The 19,165-nt window shown below is 36.5% G+C and carries 15 protein-coding genes; 7 read left to right on the top strand and 8 right to left on the bottom strand.

The features are described from left to right. Window positions 1–37: 37 nt before the first annotated feature. From FYJ39_RS09575 to FYJ39_RS09605, 7 genes are read right to left on the bottom strand one after another with little or no spacing between them, the layout of a single operon-like run. Window positions 38–1,015 (bottom strand): SDR family oxidoreductase, encoded by a 978-nt coding sequence (locus tag FYJ39_RS09575; protein WP_154472243.1) that lies wholly within the window; start codon window positions 1,013–1,015, stop codon window positions 38–40. Window positions 1,016–1,037: 22 nt separating this feature from the next. Next, window positions 1,038–2,354 carry a nucleotide sugar dehydrogenase gene (locus FYJ39_RS09580; protein ID WP_154472244.1) on the bottom strand — a complete coding sequence of 439 codons (1,317 nt, stop codon included), beginning with the start codon at window positions 2,352–2,354 and terminating at the stop codon, window positions 1,038–1,040. 2 nt (window positions 2,355–2,356) lie between these two features. Then, the gene (locus FYJ39_RS09585) at window positions 2,357–3,457 is read right to left on the bottom strand and encodes a glycosyltransferase family 4 protein (protein WP_154472245.1); all 1,101 of its coding nucleotides are present in this window, start codon (window positions 3,455–3,457) and stop codon (window positions 2,357–2,359) included. A 30-nt stretch (window positions 3,458–3,487) separates the two neighbouring features. Continuing rightward, complete coding sequence (locus FYJ39_RS09590; RefSeq protein WP_154472246.1) at window positions 3,488–4,555, bottom strand: EpsG family protein; 1,068 nt, start codon at window positions 4,553–4,555, stop codon at window positions 3,488–3,490. Further along, complete coding sequence (locus tag FYJ39_RS09595; RefSeq protein WP_154472247.1) at window positions 4,549–5,676, bottom strand: glycosyltransferase; 1,128 nt, start codon at window positions 5,674–5,676, stop codon at window positions 4,549–4,551. Before FYJ39_RS09595 ends, FYJ39_RS09590 begins: the two co-directional genes overlap by 7 nt. A 12-nt stretch (window positions 5,677–5,688) precedes the next feature. After that, window positions 5,689–6,528: a glycosyltransferase gene (locus tag FYJ39_RS09600; protein ID WP_154472248.1), complete on the bottom strand. Its 840-nt coding sequence runs from the start codon at window positions 6,526–6,528 to the stop codon at window positions 5,689–5,691. 5 nt (window positions 6,529–6,533) lie between these two features. After that, a complete protein-coding gene (locus FYJ39_RS09605; RefSeq protein WP_328597538.1) occupies window positions 6,534–8,036 on the bottom strand; it encodes a sugar transferase in 1,503 nt (500 codons plus the stop codon). Between the two features lie 303 nt (window positions 8,037–8,339). On the opposite strand from FYJ39_RS09605, the gene FYJ39_RS09610 reads away from it, so the two are divergent. The 7 genes from FYJ39_RS09610 to FYJ39_RS09640 all read left to right on the top strand — a co-directional run bounded on the left by FYJ39_RS09610 (window position 8,340) and on the right by FYJ39_RS09640 (window position 17,282). Continuing rightward, on the top strand, window positions 8,340–9,719 hold the full coding sequence (locus FYJ39_RS09610; RefSeq protein WP_154472249.1) for a sugar transferase: 1,380 nt from the start codon (window positions 8,340–8,342) through the stop codon (window positions 9,717–9,719). 3 nt (window positions 9,720–9,722) lie between these two features. Further along, window positions 9,723–10,547 (top strand): glycosyltransferase, encoded by an 825-nt coding sequence (locus tag FYJ39_RS09615; RefSeq protein ID WP_154472250.1) that lies wholly within the window; start codon window positions 9,723–9,725, stop codon window positions 10,545–10,547. 18 nt (window positions 10,548–10,565) lie between these two features. Continuing rightward, window positions 10,566–11,525 (top strand): glycosyltransferase family 2 protein, encoded by a 960-nt coding sequence (locus FYJ39_RS09620; protein ID WP_154472251.1) that lies wholly within the window; start codon window positions 10,566–10,568, stop codon window positions 11,523–11,525. 27 nt (window positions 11,526–11,552) lie between these two features. Further along, window positions 11,553–12,653 carry an EpsG family protein gene (locus FYJ39_RS09625; protein WP_154472252.1) on the top strand — a complete coding sequence of 367 codons (1,101 nt, stop codon included), beginning with the start codon at window positions 11,553–11,555 and terminating at the stop codon, window positions 12,651–12,653. A gap of 53 nt (window positions 12,654–12,706) precedes the next feature. Next, complete coding sequence (locus FYJ39_RS09630) at window positions 12,707–13,942, top strand: oligosaccharide flippase family protein (protein ID WP_154472253.1); 1,236 nt, start codon at window positions 12,707–12,709, stop codon at window positions 13,940–13,942. A 49-nt stretch (window positions 13,943–13,991) separates the two neighbouring features. Then, window positions 13,992–14,807, top strand: a complete 816-nt coding sequence (locus FYJ39_RS09635; protein WP_154472254.1) for a LicD family protein — start codon at window positions 13,992–13,994, stop codon at window positions 14,805–14,807. A gap of 63 nt (window positions 14,808–14,870) precedes the next feature. Beyond that, window positions 14,871–17,282, top strand: coding sequence for an NTP transferase domain-containing protein (locus FYJ39_RS09640; RefSeq protein ID WP_154472255.1), 2,412 nt, complete (start codon window positions 14,871–14,873; stop codon window positions 17,280–17,282). An 89-nt stretch (window positions 17,283–17,371) separates the two neighbouring features. Here FYJ39_RS09640 and FYJ39_RS09645 read toward each other — a convergent pair whose 3' ends face one another. Continuing rightward, window positions 17,372–18,997: an O-antigen ligase family protein gene (locus FYJ39_RS09645; protein ID WP_154472256.1), complete on the bottom strand. Its 1,626-nt coding sequence runs from the start codon at window positions 18,995–18,997 to the stop codon at window positions 17,372–17,374. Between the last annotated feature and the right edge of the window lie 168 nt (window positions 18,998–19,165).

The following is a 19,165-nucleotide window of genomic DNA, read 5'->3' on the forward strand; positions in this document are numbered from 1 at the left end:
AAATCCTTTCACTTATAGCAGCTGTTTTTAACATTTATTATTTTAGTACTTCCCTGTACCATGCGATCGCTTCCTGTATTCCTTTATCAAAACTCCACTCAGGCTCGTAACCCAACAGCCTTCGTGACTTTGAAATGTCTGCATTGCTATGTTTAATATCCCCTTGGCGCTCCGGACCAAATATTGGCTGAATATTTTTCCCCAACGATTTTGTCAGCAGATAGTAGATATCAATCAGATACTCCCTGCCTCCATATGCAATATTAAACGCCTGTCCAGCTGCGTCTGAGGATGCCTTGCATGCCTTTAAATTTGCTTCAATTACATTCTCAATGTATGTAAAATCTCTGCTCTGTTTACCATCTCCATTGATAGTAGGAGCTTCATCATGAAGCAGCAACCTCAAAAATTTTGGAATTACTGCTGCATAATCCCCATCCGGATCCTGCCTACGTCCAAAAACATTAAAATAACGCAGTCCATAAGTATCCAGTCCATATAACGTTTTGTACAGTTTCCCATAAGCTTCGTTCACTTTTTTTGTTAATGCGTAAGGAGAAAGGACATTTCCCTCCTGCCCTTCCTTTTTGGGAAGATCAGGGTGATCCCCGTAGACCGACGAGCTTGATGCATATACAAACTTTTTTACATGATTCTGCCTGGCGGCCTCCATCATATTTAAAGTTCCTTTTATATTAACCTCCTCATAATATAAAGGCATTTCAATACTTCGTGGAACGCTCCCCCAGGCAGCTTGGTGAAGCACATAATCTGCACCATCACATGCTTTCATACATGTTTCCTGATCTGTAATATCGCCTTGTATAAATTCATAGTCAGGTTGATTTAAAAAAAGTTCCACATTTTCTCGTTTACCTATAGAAAGGTTGTCAAGGCATCGAACCTTGTACCCCATATCCAGAATTGCCTCACATAAATTAGACCCGATAAAACCCGCGCCTCCTGTAACTAAAAATAATGTATCTTTATCAAATTGCAGCTGTTTATACCCCATGCTTGTCACCTGCTTCTTTCAGTTATAATCTCCAATAGATATACTCCGGTTCCGTATAAGCTCTTTTATTCAGCAACCCTTTTATATCCAGTAATATCTTCTTTTTGTTTGATAAGTTGTATAACCCATCTAGCGTGTCTTTTGTTAAATTTTTAAATTCATTGTGAGCTACCGCCAATATTACAGCATCTATGTCTGACGTTTTCTCTAATGCGTAAAAATCAATCCCATATTCTCTTTTCGCCTCCATGATGTCAGCCACTGGATCGATCACTACAGGCGCTATTTCATACTCGGATAATTCCTTAATAATATCAATAATTTTTGTATTTCTTGTATCAGGGCAATTCTCCTTAAAAGTAAATCCCAAAATCGCAACTTTCGCATGGCGGATAGGAATTTCAGCTTTTATCAAGCATTTCACCAGATTCTCAGCGACATATTTCCCCATGTCATCATTAATTCTTCGTCCTGATAAGATAATCTGGCTGTGATAGCCCAAAGTCTCCGCTTTATAAGTCAAATAATATGGATCAACACCTATGCAGTGTCCTCCAACCAGTCCAGGCTCAAATTGCAGAAAATTCCACTTTGTTCCTGCTGCTTTTAATACAGCTTTCGTATCGATTCCCATTTTATTAAAAATGATGGAAAGTTCATTCATAAAAGCGATATTTATATCCCTTTGACTGTTTTCAATCACTTTTGCAGCTTCCGCAACCTTAATGCTTTCAGCCCTGTGCACCCCAGCTTCAACCACTATTTCATATACACTGGCAACTGTATTCAATGTTTCCTCATCCATTCCTGAAACAATTTTAGTGATTGTCTCCAGCCGATGCACCTTGTCTCCTGGATTAATTCGTTCAGGTGAATAACCTATCTTAAAATCAACACCGCATTTAAGCCCTGATTCTTTCTCAAGAATTGGCACGCAAATGTCCTCCGTTACTCCTGGATATACAGTAGATTCATATACCACTACGGAGCCTTTTGTTAAATTCTTCCCTAATACGCGACTGGCACTTTCCACTGGCTCTAAATCAGGTGTATGATCAAATTTGACCGGAGTGGGTACCGCCACAATGTGAAATTTAGCTTCCCTCAGCCTTCTCTCATCACTAGTAAACTCTACTGCACAATTTCTAATAACCTCATCTCCAACTTCTTTCGTAGGATCACAGCCGGATTTATATAATTCAATCTTTTCACTATTAATATCAAATCCAATTACTTTGATTTTTTTAGAAAAAGCAACAGCAATTGGCATTCCAACATAGCCTAGCCCAATGAGGGACAGTTTTTCTTTTCCTGCTATAATATCTTCATACAAATTCATTACTAAATTCTCCTTTGACCTTTTGTACAGGATAAAATCGTTTCAAGATATCTTTCCCATCTATCTCCGATAATGTCAATCGACAAAGTATCCCCTATTTTTCTTGCCTCTTTCCCTAATCCTTCCGCTAATTCAGGACTAGACAAAACCCTTTTTATCTCATTTGCCATCTCATCAATATCATCATTAACTAAAAGTCCATTCTGTCCATTTTGAATGAGATATTCTGCCGCACCACCTGTAAATTTTGTAGAAATAACAGGCAATCCTAAAGTCATTGCTTCTAGCAGGGCATTTGGCATACCTTCATATCGTGATGAAAATGCAAATAGTGCAGCGTCACAAATCTGAGCCTCCAGATTATCACAAATACCAGGCAAATGAACACGGTCTTCTATTTTTAATTCCTTAATTAAATCTTCTAAATATGGCCGTTGGCTTCCCTCTCCATAAATTATAAGCTGATATTCTTTGAAAATAGGCTCTTCCCAGACTTTATACATAGCCCGAATGAGCAATTCAAAGTTTTTCATTTTTTCCAGACGTCCAACAGAAACTACTTGTTTTTTTCTAGTATGTTTACTTATATTTTTTAAATCCATGTTAACCGGATTAGGGATCACAACTGACTTTTCCTGTAAGCATTTCGGAAAATATGCCCTAGCTTCTTGGGTCTGAAATACAATTCCATCTGCTCTTGGAAATAAAAGCTCCATGCAATATCGGTGTATTGCTTTTTTCCCTAACTGCTTCGGATTGCTTCTCACCGATACAACAATTGCAGCTCGAAACCACCTTTTTAATACCAAAAGGATATAACTGGTCACAGGCAAAAATGCTACATAGATGTCCTCATCTGCCTTTTTAAACCATCTAATTAATCGGATGAACCGGCACATGTTTCTTATAATAAAAGCTCTCGATTTTTGCCCTCCATCCAAAGAACTCCATCGAACACGCTCATCCAGCGGATAGGCGCTTGTCTTGTTGCTTAATGTCAAAATTGTTACATTGTGTTTTGAGGCAAGATAATTACTTAGGTTTACAACAACCCTCTCTGCTCCTCCCTTTTGTAATCCTCCTATCAAAAAAACAATATTCATGAAAACATGCTTCCTCCTGCACCTTTTCCGTCACATAAATACATATGGCACTACCCCCTGCATATCCGCCTTAAGCAAGAAAATGAAATAATAAATAAATGTAAGTGAACAGACTGCCAGTAAACCCATGTATCGAGATTGTCGATTTTTTACGGTTGCCAAAAGATTGGGCAGCAATATAATTAAAGATATATGAAAATACAGCATAATTCTGCCAATCAGCCCTAGGCTCAGTGAAGCAATATTTAACAAAACCGCTATCATAAATAGTGAAAGATATAAATCTGCATTCCCATCTGATCTTCTATATTTCCTTATATAGACAAGAATCAAAAAAACAAAGCCTAAAAACATAACCAGCATACCATCTCCACTGCCCTGTCCAAGGTATTTCAAATATCCACGATATTTCGTTCGTTCTATCACAAAACGCAATATGTTAGGTGCATACATCAATAGTACAACTGAGCAAAAACCTATAACAGGCCAATATAGCCCCTTTGCTTTTATCTTGGGCAGCCAGTAAACAGGAAGAAACACAAGAGCTGATTTATGTATAAAGGAGGCAATGCACACAACAACAATAAATTTGACCAGTTTTCTTCTTTCAACATACTTAAATCCATATAGTAATATAACAATCGCCAAATACTGCCTCAAAGCGCTGAAGCTTTGGGTGTAATATCCCAGAGTAATAAAAAGATAAAAACTCAGCCATTTTATTTTGGAATATTTTAAAATAAACCAACACATGCCTCCAACAAAAACAAAACTGGTAAAGATAATGACAATGCGGAAATTGGGATATACTATGCTCAAAAACTTGTTCAGCCAATTCCAGCCTGTTTCCATACCCTCATAGCCCGATACATACTTTAGCTGATACATCTGCTGAATTGGTGTACTTCGAATCCGATTAAACCATTCATTATACCCTGGCAAATCCTGCCCCACCGACAAGGAACGAAAAGCAGAGATTATCATTAACTGGACCGCTACAATACAACAGTATACTTTTTCTTTTACATATCCACTTCTTTTATACAGAACAAATGGCCATGTTACGATCAAAAGCAAATTAATGGCATAAACTAGCATCCTTCTGCTCTCATTCTTTCATATAATTTTTGGTACTTTCTGCTCATGGAGACTCCGCTAAACGATTCACTTATATATTGAGAAAGGCTGAAATTGATGGCGGCAGGAGACAGTTCTTGTTCTTTTTCAATTATATGCTTTAACTGTTTTTTCTGATTTAATTCAAAATAAGAAACTGCCTTTTCGTCATTCTGGAACATTTCCTTGTGCTGGGGAATATCTGACAAAATAAGGCTTGTTCCGCTGGCTGCAGCTTCAAGTACAGAGTTAGGAAACCCCTCGGTACGTGAAGCAGAAATATAAACATCAGCGGCCCTAAGGTATTTGTCCACTAATTCTGTTTGTCCCAAAAATAAGATATTATCTCCAGCAGCCGCTTTACATTCGTCCAGCAAATTTCCTTTTCCTAAAAAAATTAATAGGGAATTTGTTTTATACCTGGATTCATTGAATGCCTGCACAATTAAAAGAGGATTTTTCCATTCCGCCAGTTCCCCGACAACCACAAAAATTTTTTTATTACAATCAAGCTTTAGCTCTGATTTTATTTCGTTTTTCTCCTCCTGGCTTCTGCATGGGAAATACCGCTTTGCATCAACGCCATTGTGAATCACCTCACAGGCTCTGCATTTCACGGTTTTAAATTTGAGTTTCAGGCTTTCGGAGCAAAATACTGAATACGTAATTTTCTTAAGAGCCATTACATGCTTTTTATACATTATCATCCCAAGAAAATAACCATAGCGCCCCAAATAATCTTCTTTAAAACAGCAGCGAATCGTTGCGCAATGAGGCACCCCCATATTCAGTTGTGACACAAACACATCTCCTCTGATACCAGAAGTATGTATCACATCGGGCTCATATTTTTTTATTACTGCTTTTAGCTGTCGCCTTTGCTGAAATTCATATTGAAATCGCCTAAGGCGCATACTTACTAAGTGAATCGGTAAAGCTTCAAAATCTTTATGCCTGTCAGGAGCTTCCAGCTCAGATAAGACGACTAATATAGCAACATATTTAGTGAAATCTAAATTCCTTATGATTTCATATAATTGATTAGTTGGTCCGCATTTTTTTAATGAGGATACGATGTACATAATCCTGCTCTTTGGTTTCATAATTATATATCCTTATTCTATTATGTTATGGTTTTTTCTTAATTTATGTTTGTATACACTTCCTCTTACATTAGATGGGAGTAGGGCAGCAGTGCTTCTCAAAAGAATATTAAATATAAATTCATGAAAAGAAATAAACTTAAGCTCTAACATTTTTTTTTGCACTAATATCATTTTTCCTACATATTGCAATCCGCCTCTGCGTTGGTACATCCCGTTACCGGTTCTTACATAAACTAAAACCTGAGCAATGTTCTTGAATTTTTTGTTTTCACACAGCATACGTACCCACAAATAGTAATCTTCCGCCAGGTTTAACTCAATATAATTTCCAGCTTCAATAACATCTGCTTTCTTAAACATTACTGTCATGTGATTCACCGGATTTCTTGCCTTAGCAAATTTTCTTATTTTTAATTCCGAACAGGGAACCGCTCTGATACCTGTTATCTGATCAATATCTTTTTCAAATTCAGCTATCTGCCCTCCGCATACAGACAGCTTTGGATCATCCGAAAACTCCTTTAGCTGCAGCTCAATTCGATTCGGCTCAGAGAAATCATCACTATCCATTCTAGCGATTAGTTCATTGGAGCAGGCTAGAACTCCTTCTCTCAGGGCATTACCCAAGCCCTGATGTTTCTTCAGACGAATCACATGAAATATTTCAGGAAATTTATCAGTGTAACTGTCTATAGCAGCATTTAATTCATCTGACAGTTCCCCGTCACATACTAATACAAAATCATTTGTTTTTATGGTCTGATTCAGCATACTGTCAACGGCGTATTTAAAAAAATCCACATTATCTTTGTAGTACACTGCCATTAAAACAGAATAATATTTCCCCATACTCTTTAACCTTCAACCTTTTCATGTGCTTTCTCATTTGACCTAATCAACTTAGCGGTTGACTGTTCCTTGGCAATTCCTTCTGTGCTTTCTTTCATAAATAAAATTTTCACAGTTAAAATAATCAACTTCACATCCAACATCAATGAATAATTCTGAATATAATTTAAATCCAGCTTCAGCTTATCATAAGGTGTGGTATTGTATTTGCCATATATCTGCGCGTATCCGGTCAAACCTGCCTTCATTTTCAATCTATAATCAAATTCCGGCATTTCATCCTTATATCGAAGCGCAATTTCCGGTCGTTCTGGCCTCGGTCCAACAATAGACATATCTCCCTTTAAAATATTAATCAGCTGTGGAAGCTCATCGATCCGCACTTTACGGATAAACGCCCCCACGGGAGTGATCCGGCAGTCTCCTTCCTGAGCTAACCGGGCTACGCCATCCTTCTCCGCATCAATATACATACTTCGAAACTTATAGATATCAAATTTCTTCCCATTTGCTGTCAAGCGTTTCTGTTTATAAATGACAGGGCCATTATCGCAATATTTAATCGCAATAGCCGTTATCAGCATAATCGGCGCCGTTACAGCAAGCGCAAGCATGGAAAGGATTATATCCATCAGCCTTTTTAAAAAACACTGCTCAATGTTCATTGTTCCATTTCGAATCAGAAGCAACGGCGTATCAAAAAGATTTATCTCTTCTGCGCTGCGGGTTAAAATGTCCGATATTTTGGGAGTCAGATATACCCGGATTGATTTGCTATAGCAATATTTTAAAATTGTATTACGAACAGGGGACGGTACATCGCAAATAATGACACCTTCATACTGCACGATTTTTTTTTGCAGTTCATCAAAACCAATATCAATATGTATTACCTCACAAATTTCATACCTATCTTTTCGTACACTCATCTTATCCATAAGTGTTAAAGACGGACGGTTGCCATAAATTAGAAGCATCCTTCTAGGAGGAAATAATTTTTGAAACATATAATTGGCCAATAACGTCCAAATACAAATCGCAACGATATCGCATACATATAAAAGCAGAAATGAATTTAAGCTTAAAAATCGCTTTGCTAATAAAGCAATTTGCAGATAGGTAATGGTATTAACAAACGTAACCGACAGTATTTGCGAATACATTACATTCCCTTTTTCTAAATAACCAATACGCAGCCCGCCATACATTTTTGAAAAAAACAGTAACAGAATCCCATACACTGCAATCATGAGCCAATCGCCCTTTTTGAAGAATGGAGAGCCTGCCTCATGTGACAAATAATAAATCCAAGCCCACGAATACATACTGATTTCCAGCGCTAAAATAGATACTGCCGCTAAAAGGCGTATGAATCGTTTATATTGATCGTAGCTTTTCATAAAATGCGACCTCGAGTTCTTTACAGTGCTTATGCTTCCTATAATGATTCTTATGCCAAGTAAAACAACTACTTTCTGCCGTACTTTGCCAAGAACGACAAATTTCATTATACATCCCAATATTATAATAGCACTTGTTCCGAAAAAAGCAATAACAATATGTGGAAGAAAGGGAAGGAAACGACACGTTCTCCCACTTTCCTATATATAGCCTTTTCAAACTTTTGTATAGTATAACATCAACAGCACTTTAAAGCAACTCTTGGGATACTTTTAAATATTAAAAAAAGGTTAATTCTTTTTTAACAGCTCTATTATCTGTTATCTTCTTCGTATAAGAATCATTGTAAGAAGTTGACTCTTAACCATAAAATAATCCTGGTAGGGAAATACAATTTGGAGTGTTTGCAAATGAGAAATTATGAACAATACAAAAGAATAATTCGCTTCTTAACCTCAATTGCAATATTGATCGTAGAAATCGGTATCTATTGGTTTGCATGGAACAGGTACTTTTCACAGGTTGCCGGTACTCCTTTTTTTCGTAAAGGCGACTGGTTAATGGCCATGGTTTATGGACTACTGCTACTCTTTTTTTCAAGAATGTATGGCGGACTGAAAATAGGGTATTTGGAACGAGGGAACGTTTTTTACTCTCAAATTCTTTCCCTCATACTAACTAGTATGTTTACATATCTCCAGATTGCATTATTAGCAAAACACTTCCTTAATATAATACCATTCCTGGTAATGTTTGTTTTACAGGTGATTGCTGTATGTATTTGGATCTTCCTGGCAAATTTTTTATTTCAAAAATTATTTCCACCCAGGCAAATGCTTTTAATATACGGCAATAGACCTTCCTTAACGCTCATGGATAAAATGAATAGCCGAAGCGATCGCTATCAAATAAAAAATGTGATTCACATTGATGCCGGGTTGATGAAAATCGAACAAATGATTTCATCCTATGATGCCATTGTTATTTGTGACGTCCCCTCTTCCATAAGGAATCAGCTATTGAAATATTGCTATGGAGAGGGAATACGCGTATATATGACCCCCAAGCTCTCAGACATTTTAGTTCGGAGCGCTGAGGATATAACTTTATTTGACACTCCCCTGATTATGGCACGTAATGGACACATATCCGTTGAACAGGCCTTTTTCAAACGGACAATGGATATCATAATTGCCGGAACCGCCTGCATTCTCGCCTCTCCTTTTATGCTGATAACAGCAATCGCCATAAAGTTTCAAGACGGAGGCCCTGTTATCTATAAACAAAAGCGCCTGACCTTTGGAGGCCGCGAATTCTACGTATATAAATTTCGCAGCATGACAATGGATGCTGAACAGGATGGGATTGCCCGTTTGGCATGTGTTAATGATAATCGCATAACTCCCGTAGGTGCTTTTATACGAAAGATACGCTTAGATGAAACGCCACAGCTGTGTAATATTCTTAAGGGCGATATGAGCATTGTCGGTCCCCGGCCGGAACGTCCGGAGATTGCCCGGCAATATGAAGAAGAAATGCCAGAATTTCGTTACCGTCTTCGAGTCAAAGCCGGCTTAACTGGCTATGCTCAGATTTTTGGAAAATACAATACTACACCTTATGACAAACTAAAACTGGACTTACATTATATTCAAAACTATTCATTAATGATGGATGTAAAGCTCATGATTCAGACATTAAAAATTCTATTTATGAGAGAAAGCACAAAAGGAATTGCAGAAAACCAGACAACCGCTCGGCTTTTACCGGATACAAACGAAAAGGAGTAATTTATGTATCCTAATTATTCAGTATTAATGTCGGTTTATGATAAAGAAAATCCCCACTATTTGAAAACAGCCATTGAGAGCATGCTTATGCAGACAATTCCAACAAACGATTTTGTATTAGTATGTGATGGCCCTCTAACTCCTGAACTAGATTCCGTAATAGATGACCTGACAAGCAAGCATGAGAATCTTTTTCAAATTATTCGGCTAAAAACAAATTCCGGGGCGGGCAATGCTTTAAGTATCGGCCTAATTACCTGTAAAAACACCCTTGTGGCAAGAATGGACAGCGATGATATATCATTACCTACCCGCTGCGAATTACAGTTAAATGCATTTTCAGAAAATCCAGATTTAGCTCTGTGCAGCGGATTAATCGCTGAATTTGAAAATACGCCAGACCAGATACAAAGTATACGTCATGTTCCCCTAACGCATGAAACTATTTTAAAGTTTGCCAAGAAACGTAATCCCATGAATCATATGGCGGTAATGTATCGAAAAGATGCTGTAATGAATGCTGGTAATTATATGGAAATAAGCTTGGCTGAAGATTACTACCTTTGGATCCGAATGCTCCAAAAAGGCTTTTCTGCCATGAACATAAATAAGATACTTGTATTTGCGCGAATCGGAAACGGAATGTACATGCGCAGAGGCGGATTGAACTACGCAAAAAAAATCTTCTATTTTCAATTTAAGATTTGGCAACTGGGATTTATCTCTTTTGGAAGACTTCTCACAAATTGCCTTATTCGCTTTTGCATCATCATGGCTCCTGCATCTTTGAGAAAATATATATACACAAAACAGCTGCACCACAAATAAAAGACAGAAAGGACCGGCATGTTCTTATCTATAATCACCCCATTTTTTAATTGCTATGGTAATATCCAAAAGTGCATTACGTCATTAGAAAACCAAACATGTGATGACTTTGAATTAATCTTAATTGACGACGCTTCTACAGATATTTTATCCAGTGAATTAGACCGAACCATTGAACGCTCCCATCTGAACATATATTTGCTGCATAATAATAAAAACCAGGGTCCTGGTCCTTCACGAAATAAAGGAATCAACACAGCCCACGGGGATTATATACTTTTTTTAGATAGTGATGACTGGTTAAGGGATGACGCAGTTCAACTATTGCAGCAACTAGTTTTAAAACAATCATATGACTGTATATTATTTGATTTTTTTATTATTAAGAATAAAAAGAGTTCCCGTTCTACCGTAGAAAAGCTTTCGCAAGGAACACTTGATAAAAAGCAGGCTTTACTATATTCCTCAGGCAGTGTATGCTGCAAACTTTATAGAACAAAACTTATCACTAATAATAATATACAATTTCCTGATATATATATTAAAGAAGATATGGTCTTTAACAAAATAGCTCTGTCTTATTGTGAAACTATATTTTACCTGAAAAAGAGCCTTTACTATTACAGCATGCATCCAAATTCTTTAATGCACTCAACAAACGCCTTTGAGATAAATAACGATATTATGGCATTCCAAATAATAGAAGATAAATTGTCCCTGTATCCGGATATTTTAGAGGAGCTCTTTCTACGTGAACTATTATATGCCGGCACACTCCATATGCTATGCGCAAAAAAGGAGAAGCAAGCTATTGCAAATTTTATATCTTCTACAACCCAAAAATACCCTGGGTGTTTTGAAAGCTCTTATTTACAAAAATTACCATTAAGGATGCGATTATTTTTGTTTGGGGTTAAACACAATTACTGGAGCCTATTATATATAATGGCATATCTTAAAGTTAAATTCCGGTATTGAATTTATTATCATATATAGAGGTGATCCATGGCAATACATATCGGACTATTATTATATATCTGTATATTAGGTTTTATTTTTTTCTATAAAGCTATATCAAAAACAAGGAACAGGTATTTTGTTATTGCTGCCTTTCTTCCCATATTTATCATTCAGGCAGTTCGTACACTCGAGGTTGGTATTGATACCCCCGCCTATGTGCGTGGATACTTCAACATAAACACGGTTCCATCCAGTTGGGAAATACAAAATTGGGAAAAAGGATACGTCTTTTTAAACCAAATCATAGGAACAATAACCAGCAACAACCCTCATTGGCTGCTGGCTGTTGTCAGTGCATTAATTTTAACTGGAACAGGTTACTTTATAATAAAAAATACGCCCTCATTCCAATCCACCTTTTGGCCTGTTTTTTTCTTTATCACACTTAACCATTATTTAACTTCAATGGTAAGTTTACGCCAATACTGTGCACTTTCAATCGGGATTAACATATATACTGTACTAAAAAAAAGCACATCGCACAGAGCTTATATTAAATCAATATTACTATTTCTGATTGCGATGTCTTTTCATGCCTCTTCCATTGTATGCCTTGTATTGATTTTTTCTTTTTTCCTTAAAAGAGTGAATCAACATACCATACTTATTTGTATCATTACCTTCTTTATTATATTTATAAATTTTGATGTATTACTGAATATTGCATTTAAATTATTTCCCCGTTATTATGCCTATTCACAAATGGGACACACCAAATTTGCAGGTGTTCCATTCAGCAATACATATATTGTGTTTTTAATGGCTAAACTTGGATTTACCATCCTTGTTTTTATGTTAAACCCTCAGTTAGATACAAACCAGGATTTATATCGCCTTCTTTTTTTTGCGCTCATAGGAGCTGGCATCGGCGTTATGACCACTAAAATTGCATTAATATGGCGTTTTGGCTATTACTTTGATATTTTTCTTATTTTACTAATACCTAGGATAGTGGTTCGTATCAAAGCGCTATGCTCAACAATATATATTATATGCTTTTTAGCAGGGTGGTCTTATTACCTTTATTTATTACTTACAAATACCGCCTTATGTGTACCATATCATACGTTCCTGAAATTTCCATAAAGATTGTATAGCAAAAGGTATTATGAACATTTAACTTATTGTAAAGGTAGACAATGAAAAATAATAAAATAGTAAACAATACAGTGATGCTTTATAGCATGAATATTGCAAAGCTTATTTTTCCATTACTTACATTACCATATTTGACACGTGTGCTATCTGTAGAATCCTATGCTTCAGTTGCTTATACAAAATCTGTTATGTCATATATGCAGATTCTAGTTGATTTTGGATTTCTGCTTTCTGGCACCAAAGATATTGTTCAAGCGCAGCAAAATAAACAATCAATGGGTAAAATAACAGCCGAAATATTGATTGCAAGGATTTTTTTAGCAATCATAGCATTTAGTATGTTGCTGATCATGAGTTTTTTCATTCCAATATTAAGTATAAATAAGCTATTTGTTACCTTATCATTTATCCCTGTGTTTCTTTCTGTATTTTTGCTTGATTACCTGTTTCGTGGTATGGAAAAAATGCAGATTATCACTATCCGGTTTGTAGTTATGCGAGGTATTTCCACTATATTAACCTTTGCAGTTATAAAAGAAGATAAGGATATTCTTTTAATTCCTATTTTAGAAATAATTGGCACTACTGTTGCTATTGCTTTCATCTGGACAGAACTAAAAAAGATGAATCTTGTAGCTGAGTGTATCACATTAAAGGCAGCCATCGTCAAACTGAAAGAAGCATCTGTCTATTTTGTTTCAAATATGGCTACAACTGCCTTTGGCACTCTGAATACCATTCTAATCGGAATGTTTCTTCAAAATGAAACTATCGCCTATTGGAGTTTAAGCATGCAGCTAATCGGAGCAGTTCAATCATTATACAGCCCTATTACAGACGGGGTATATCCAGAAATGATTAAATGCAAAAGTCTTCATCTTATCAAAAAGATACTTTACATTTTTATGCCAATTGTTCTAGCTGGAAGCATATTTTCATTTATTAATGCGCCGTTTATTCTTATTTTAGTGGGCGGTAAGCAATATGAAGCGGCTTCAACCGTATTTCGGCTTCTGATTCCTGTACTCATATGCAGCTTCCCAGCCATGTTGTTGGGATGGCCGGCCCTAGGCTCTATTAATAAAGAGCAACAGGTTACCCACACAACAGTCTGGACTGCAATTTTTCAGATCATTGGATTAATTGCCTTAATTATATCTGGTAACTTTAACCTGGTATCCATTGCTATCCTGCGCAGCCTAACAGAAGCCATATTATTGACAGTCCGAGCCTTTTACTGCATAAAATACAGACTCGAATTCAGCAATCCACTTTAATTACAGAAAGCCTTCATAATCATTGCCACGAAAGGAAGGAGTATTCATAATGACCGAAGACGAAATTCATAAACTGCATCAATTAACATTAAAAATAGCAAATGAAATCAAACGAATATGTGAAAACAATGGTATTCAATATAGTCTCAGCGGAGGAACACTATTAGGGGCAGTCCGCCACAGAGGATTCATTCCCTGGGATGACGACATGGATATTGATATGACACGAGAAAATTATGATAGGTTCATTAATAAATGCAAAACAGAATTGGGATCTGAGTACATACTGCAGACCTGGATTACCGATACAGAATATCATAATGGATTTGCAAAAATACTATTAAAAGGAACCTGCGCTATTGAAAAAAGAGGAAAGGATACTATTTGCGAAAAGGGCATTTTTGTAGATATTTTTCCATGGGATAATATCCCTCACAGTCAATGGAAAAGAAATATCCATAACATTCACATACAAATTTTTAAAAATCTCTTGATAGCAAAACATGGAGCAAAAATTCCTGAAAACAGCAAAATGTTTAAAAAAGGTATTTTTATAATATTGCAATTTATTAGCCGGTTTATGACTCACAGATATTTAGTTGCGCATTGCGAACGGGAACTGCGAAAATATCCCCCGGGGGACATGATAACATGTGCCGTAGGTGTGTTGGGATATAAGAGTAATACAATTCCTAGCTCCTGGCATAACCACTACCTTAATTTACCATTTGAAGATACCACATTCTCTGCAATTGAAAAATATGACGACTTATTGAAGCAATCCTATGGAGATTATATGACGCCGCCTCCTCTTAGCAAGAGGAGATGCCATGAATATATAAAACTGGATTTTGGAAACTACTAATGCCAGGAAAAATCATTAAAAAATTAATTAAATCCTCAAAAGAAAGGTGAGTATAATTTGCTTATGAAGAAAACAGAATTTGATGTATTAATGAGCATTAAAGAAAAAGGCCAATGTGATGCTGACTATCTGGCCCGTATCCTGTATAAGCCGCTGGATACAATCGAAGAGTCTATTACTGCCCTGAAAAACGGGGGTTTTATTCTTGACGGACAGCTATCAAAAAAGGGAGAAGCAGAGCTGAATACACACCGTATAGACAACGCAGTCATCTTGTCAGCTGGAATGTCTACCCGATTTGTTCCACTTAACTATGAAAAGCCCAAAGGATTACTTGTCGTTAAGGGAGAACCTTTGGTTGAACGTCAGATATGTCAATTACGCGAAAAAGGCATTCAAGAAATTATCATTGTTGTAGGATATTTAAAAGAACAATTTGAATATCTTGCTGAAAAATATGGGGTAATACTGATTGAAACCCAAGAATATAACACCAGAAATAATCATGCAAGTATTTGGGCTGCACGCCATTATCTAAAAAACACAATTATAACATCATCTGATTTATACTTTGAAGAAAATATCTTCCAAACCTATGCTTATGATTCCTTTTACTGTACTGTTTATGAATCGGGCAAGACTGCGGAACGAGGTATTGAAACAGATGAGAATGATAAAATTCTTACAACAATGTATGGAGATAAATGCTACGACACGTGGGTGACCTTAGGATATGCGTTCTTTTCCACCCAGTTCTCCTCACGCATGATTGAAATACTGGAAAAAATATATGATTTGCCGGAAACAGCAAGCAAATTTTGGGCAGATATACAGGATGATTACCTGGAGGAACTTTATATGTATGCGAAAAGATGTGATTCAGAAATTATACATGAATTCGATTCTCTGGAGGAATTACGAGCATTTGATGATAAATATCTTCATAATGCAGATTCTCAGATCATGCATAACTTATGCTGCCTGTTAGCAGCCAGGGAAAATAACATTATTGGAATTGAATCACTCAAAAAACTAAAATATTCAATGTTCAAATTCCGCTGCAAGGGAGATACATATATCTGTGATGTTAATCCAGACGAACAGGAAAAAGTAAACTATCAGGGCAGGGTTTATTACCAATGTCATGACTTTATGGAGGGATCACTAAAATTGTTTAAAATGGATAAAAATATAAAAATAGGCGGCGTATATTATACCGATACAGAAAATGAACTCATGCAGCTTTATGATTATTCAAAGGATTTTAAAGATTATCACGAGCGTTCGTTACCTTTATGCGCTGCTGAAAATATAATCTCCCCTTTCGCAAATCTGCCGTTAAATTTCGGTTTCCAGGAGAGATATATTATGAATAATACTTATTCTTTTAATATGGATGACAACTTTATAGGATGTGAAAAATTATTTCCATTCTATCAAAAAATATCTGATGTGTGCGGCAGGATTTTCGGTGCCAAGTATACCGATCCACGTCCATTTACAGGTATGCATTGTATTGACATGATCACAAAAACCATATGCAAGCCAGGCAGCAAAATGATGATATTAGATAAGGATTACGGTGGACATGCTTCTGTCAGGCCAGTTGTAGAACGGCTGGGAGTAAAGGTTTACGATGCGCCATACGATTTAGAAGAAAATGACTTAGACTACCGTGCTGCGAATGAAATGATTAAAAAACTTGAAATTGATTATGTGCTGTTAGCTCCCTCAGATTTAATCAAGCCTCTCAATGTGGAACAGATTGATACCACTCATTGTATTCTACTTTGGGACTGCAGCCAAATTATGGGATTAATTGCTGCAGGACTTTGCTCCAATCCTCTGAAAACAATGAAGAATATTATCCTGTTTGGCGGTACCCACAAAACGTTTCCAGGACCGGCATCTGGGCTGATTATGACAAATGAAAAATATCTGCATGATATGATGGAAACTGAAATTAATCCTAAATATTTGCGTCATTCGCAAATGCATCAGAAAATATCATTGCTTTTTGCGTTAATTGAATTTGAAAAATATGGTTCACAATACATGAGCCATATGATTCATTGTTCAAACTATCTAGGAAGCAGATTGCGTGAAAAGGGGTATGATGTGGCAGATGTTCATGGGCAGATTTCTAGAACCCATCAAATTTTCATCCGCTGCAGTAAAGAAGAAATGAATACAATATATAATAATGCCTATAAACTTGAAGTAACCTTAAACAAAAAACATAAAGCACTATTTTATGGATATGGTATTCGACTTGGTACTCAGGAAATTGCACGCTATGACTGGAATGATGCAGCTCTGGATACGATTGCTGAGGTACTAATCCATCTTTCTGATAAAGACATTAACATTGATGAAGTAAAACAATTAATACATTTACTTCCTCCTAAAACAATCAGCTATACCTTTTCTGATAACATAGTAAACCAATTTAATAACTTATCTATCTATTCATAACGAAAAGAAAGAGGGGATGCTGCGCCTTTCTATTTTGCAGCATCTCCTTGCATACGAAAACAATCTAACTTTAACACATTAAAAACATGCTATGATTGATCTGCTCGCCGATCCACCGACACGCCTATCATTAAAAGCGTCATCATAATCGGTGAAACAATCGGTATACTAATATTGACCGCAGCCTGCGCACCATAACAAACCAAAGCAAATACAATCGCCATCAAAGCTGGTGTCTTTTTCGATGAACGCAGCATCTGTACAATGGAAGTGAAAAGTAAGGAAAGGTAAGCGGCAAGGCCCGCAATGCCGATTGTAATCAGATATTGCAGATATTCATTATGAGCGCTGTCAAATATCTCATGATACCTGGATTTCATTTCTTCATAATAGTTCTGAACCGTAATAATACCGAACGTATCTGGCCCATATCCAAATATTTTATGAATTAGCGGGAATTTCTCATAGCTTTCCATGCCAATTCTCCAAATATACCACCTATGAGTTCCCCAATTATCATCAATGAAGAGATAGGTCTTCAATGAACCATATCTTTCTGTATTCCCAGCGATATTCACATCATAGAGGGCATAACATACGCTTAGGGCTGCGCAAACAATAACCCCCAGCCAAATCCATCTCCCTGTATTTCTTTCTTTTCTTATAGCTCCTTTTTTAGATAAATGAGCATCCCAAATATATAGGCAAACAGCCGCTCCCCATAACAGAATCACCAAATAAGCAAGGTATTCAAACTCTGCAATAATGTCAAATATACCATCTATTCCCAATACATGAGCGGAGAACCTTTTATTAATATAGCCGGTTATCTGAAATTCTGTAAACAAAATGGCCAGCAGCAATATATACTTCTTCACACCCTTTATATTGCTAAAAAGATATAAGGGCAGCAATCCGTAAAGCGCCAGCAATGCTAAATAAACATTATCGCTGATACCTGTTATCAAGGCAAAAAGAGATACAATTACATTAAACAGATACCAAATCCTTCTATATATGTTTTTTTCAATGGTGAACAGCACAACAGCCATACCGGAAATAAGCGCCAAATAGGAAGTATACGTATTAATATTTCCAATTGTTGACGTAAACATCCGATATTCTCTTGGATCAATCTCAGCTTTAAAACCGATGGGATCGATTTTAAAATATTGCAAAATCCCAATTATACAGGCAATCATCCCAGCCGCCAAAAATGCGTCTAAATACCATTGTCTAAAGCTCAGAAAACGGCTAATAATAAAATAGCTGGCGCCATAGAGCAAAAACAGGAATAAACCCATGTATCTTCCTTCATTTCCCCAAAAGGATTCATAAATATATTCCGACTGAAAGGTAGAGACGGCAACTGTAATAATAAATATTATCATAGCCCAATCGCATTTTCGTAAGCTCCTGAGAGTAAGGCCTTTGCATATTTGTTTCATATTTGCCCATTTATATAAGCGGTTATCTATCCGTATATAGATTATCGCTACAATTAATGTTACAGCCAGCATTAGCAGAACCGTCCCGTAGTAGAACGCATACTTAACCCTTAATATATCAAAATAATAATCCCGAAACACCAAGGGAAGGGCAGATATAACGATCAAAGTAAAAATCCCGGCAATAATACTATTCGTTTTCTTCCAGGAAATAATGAAATCAGACGTTGCACTGTCCGCCTTTTTTTTCAGCTTCATTTTGCCCATAAGCTTACCATCCTCTTTCTTATCCATTATCCAAATACTTAAACATTATAGCATTTTACCCATTACTCCGCAACTTTATGATTTTAACATTTGCCTGAGGCATCAGCTTATTTTTCTTCTTCCTCTCTATAAAGGAAACCTCCAAACTGAATTATCTTATCTTACATC

The organism is Clostridium porci, from assembly GCF_009696375.1.
Taxonomy (GTDB): Bacteria; Bacillota; Clostridia; order Lachnospirales; family Lachnospiraceae; genus Enterocloster; species Enterocloster porci.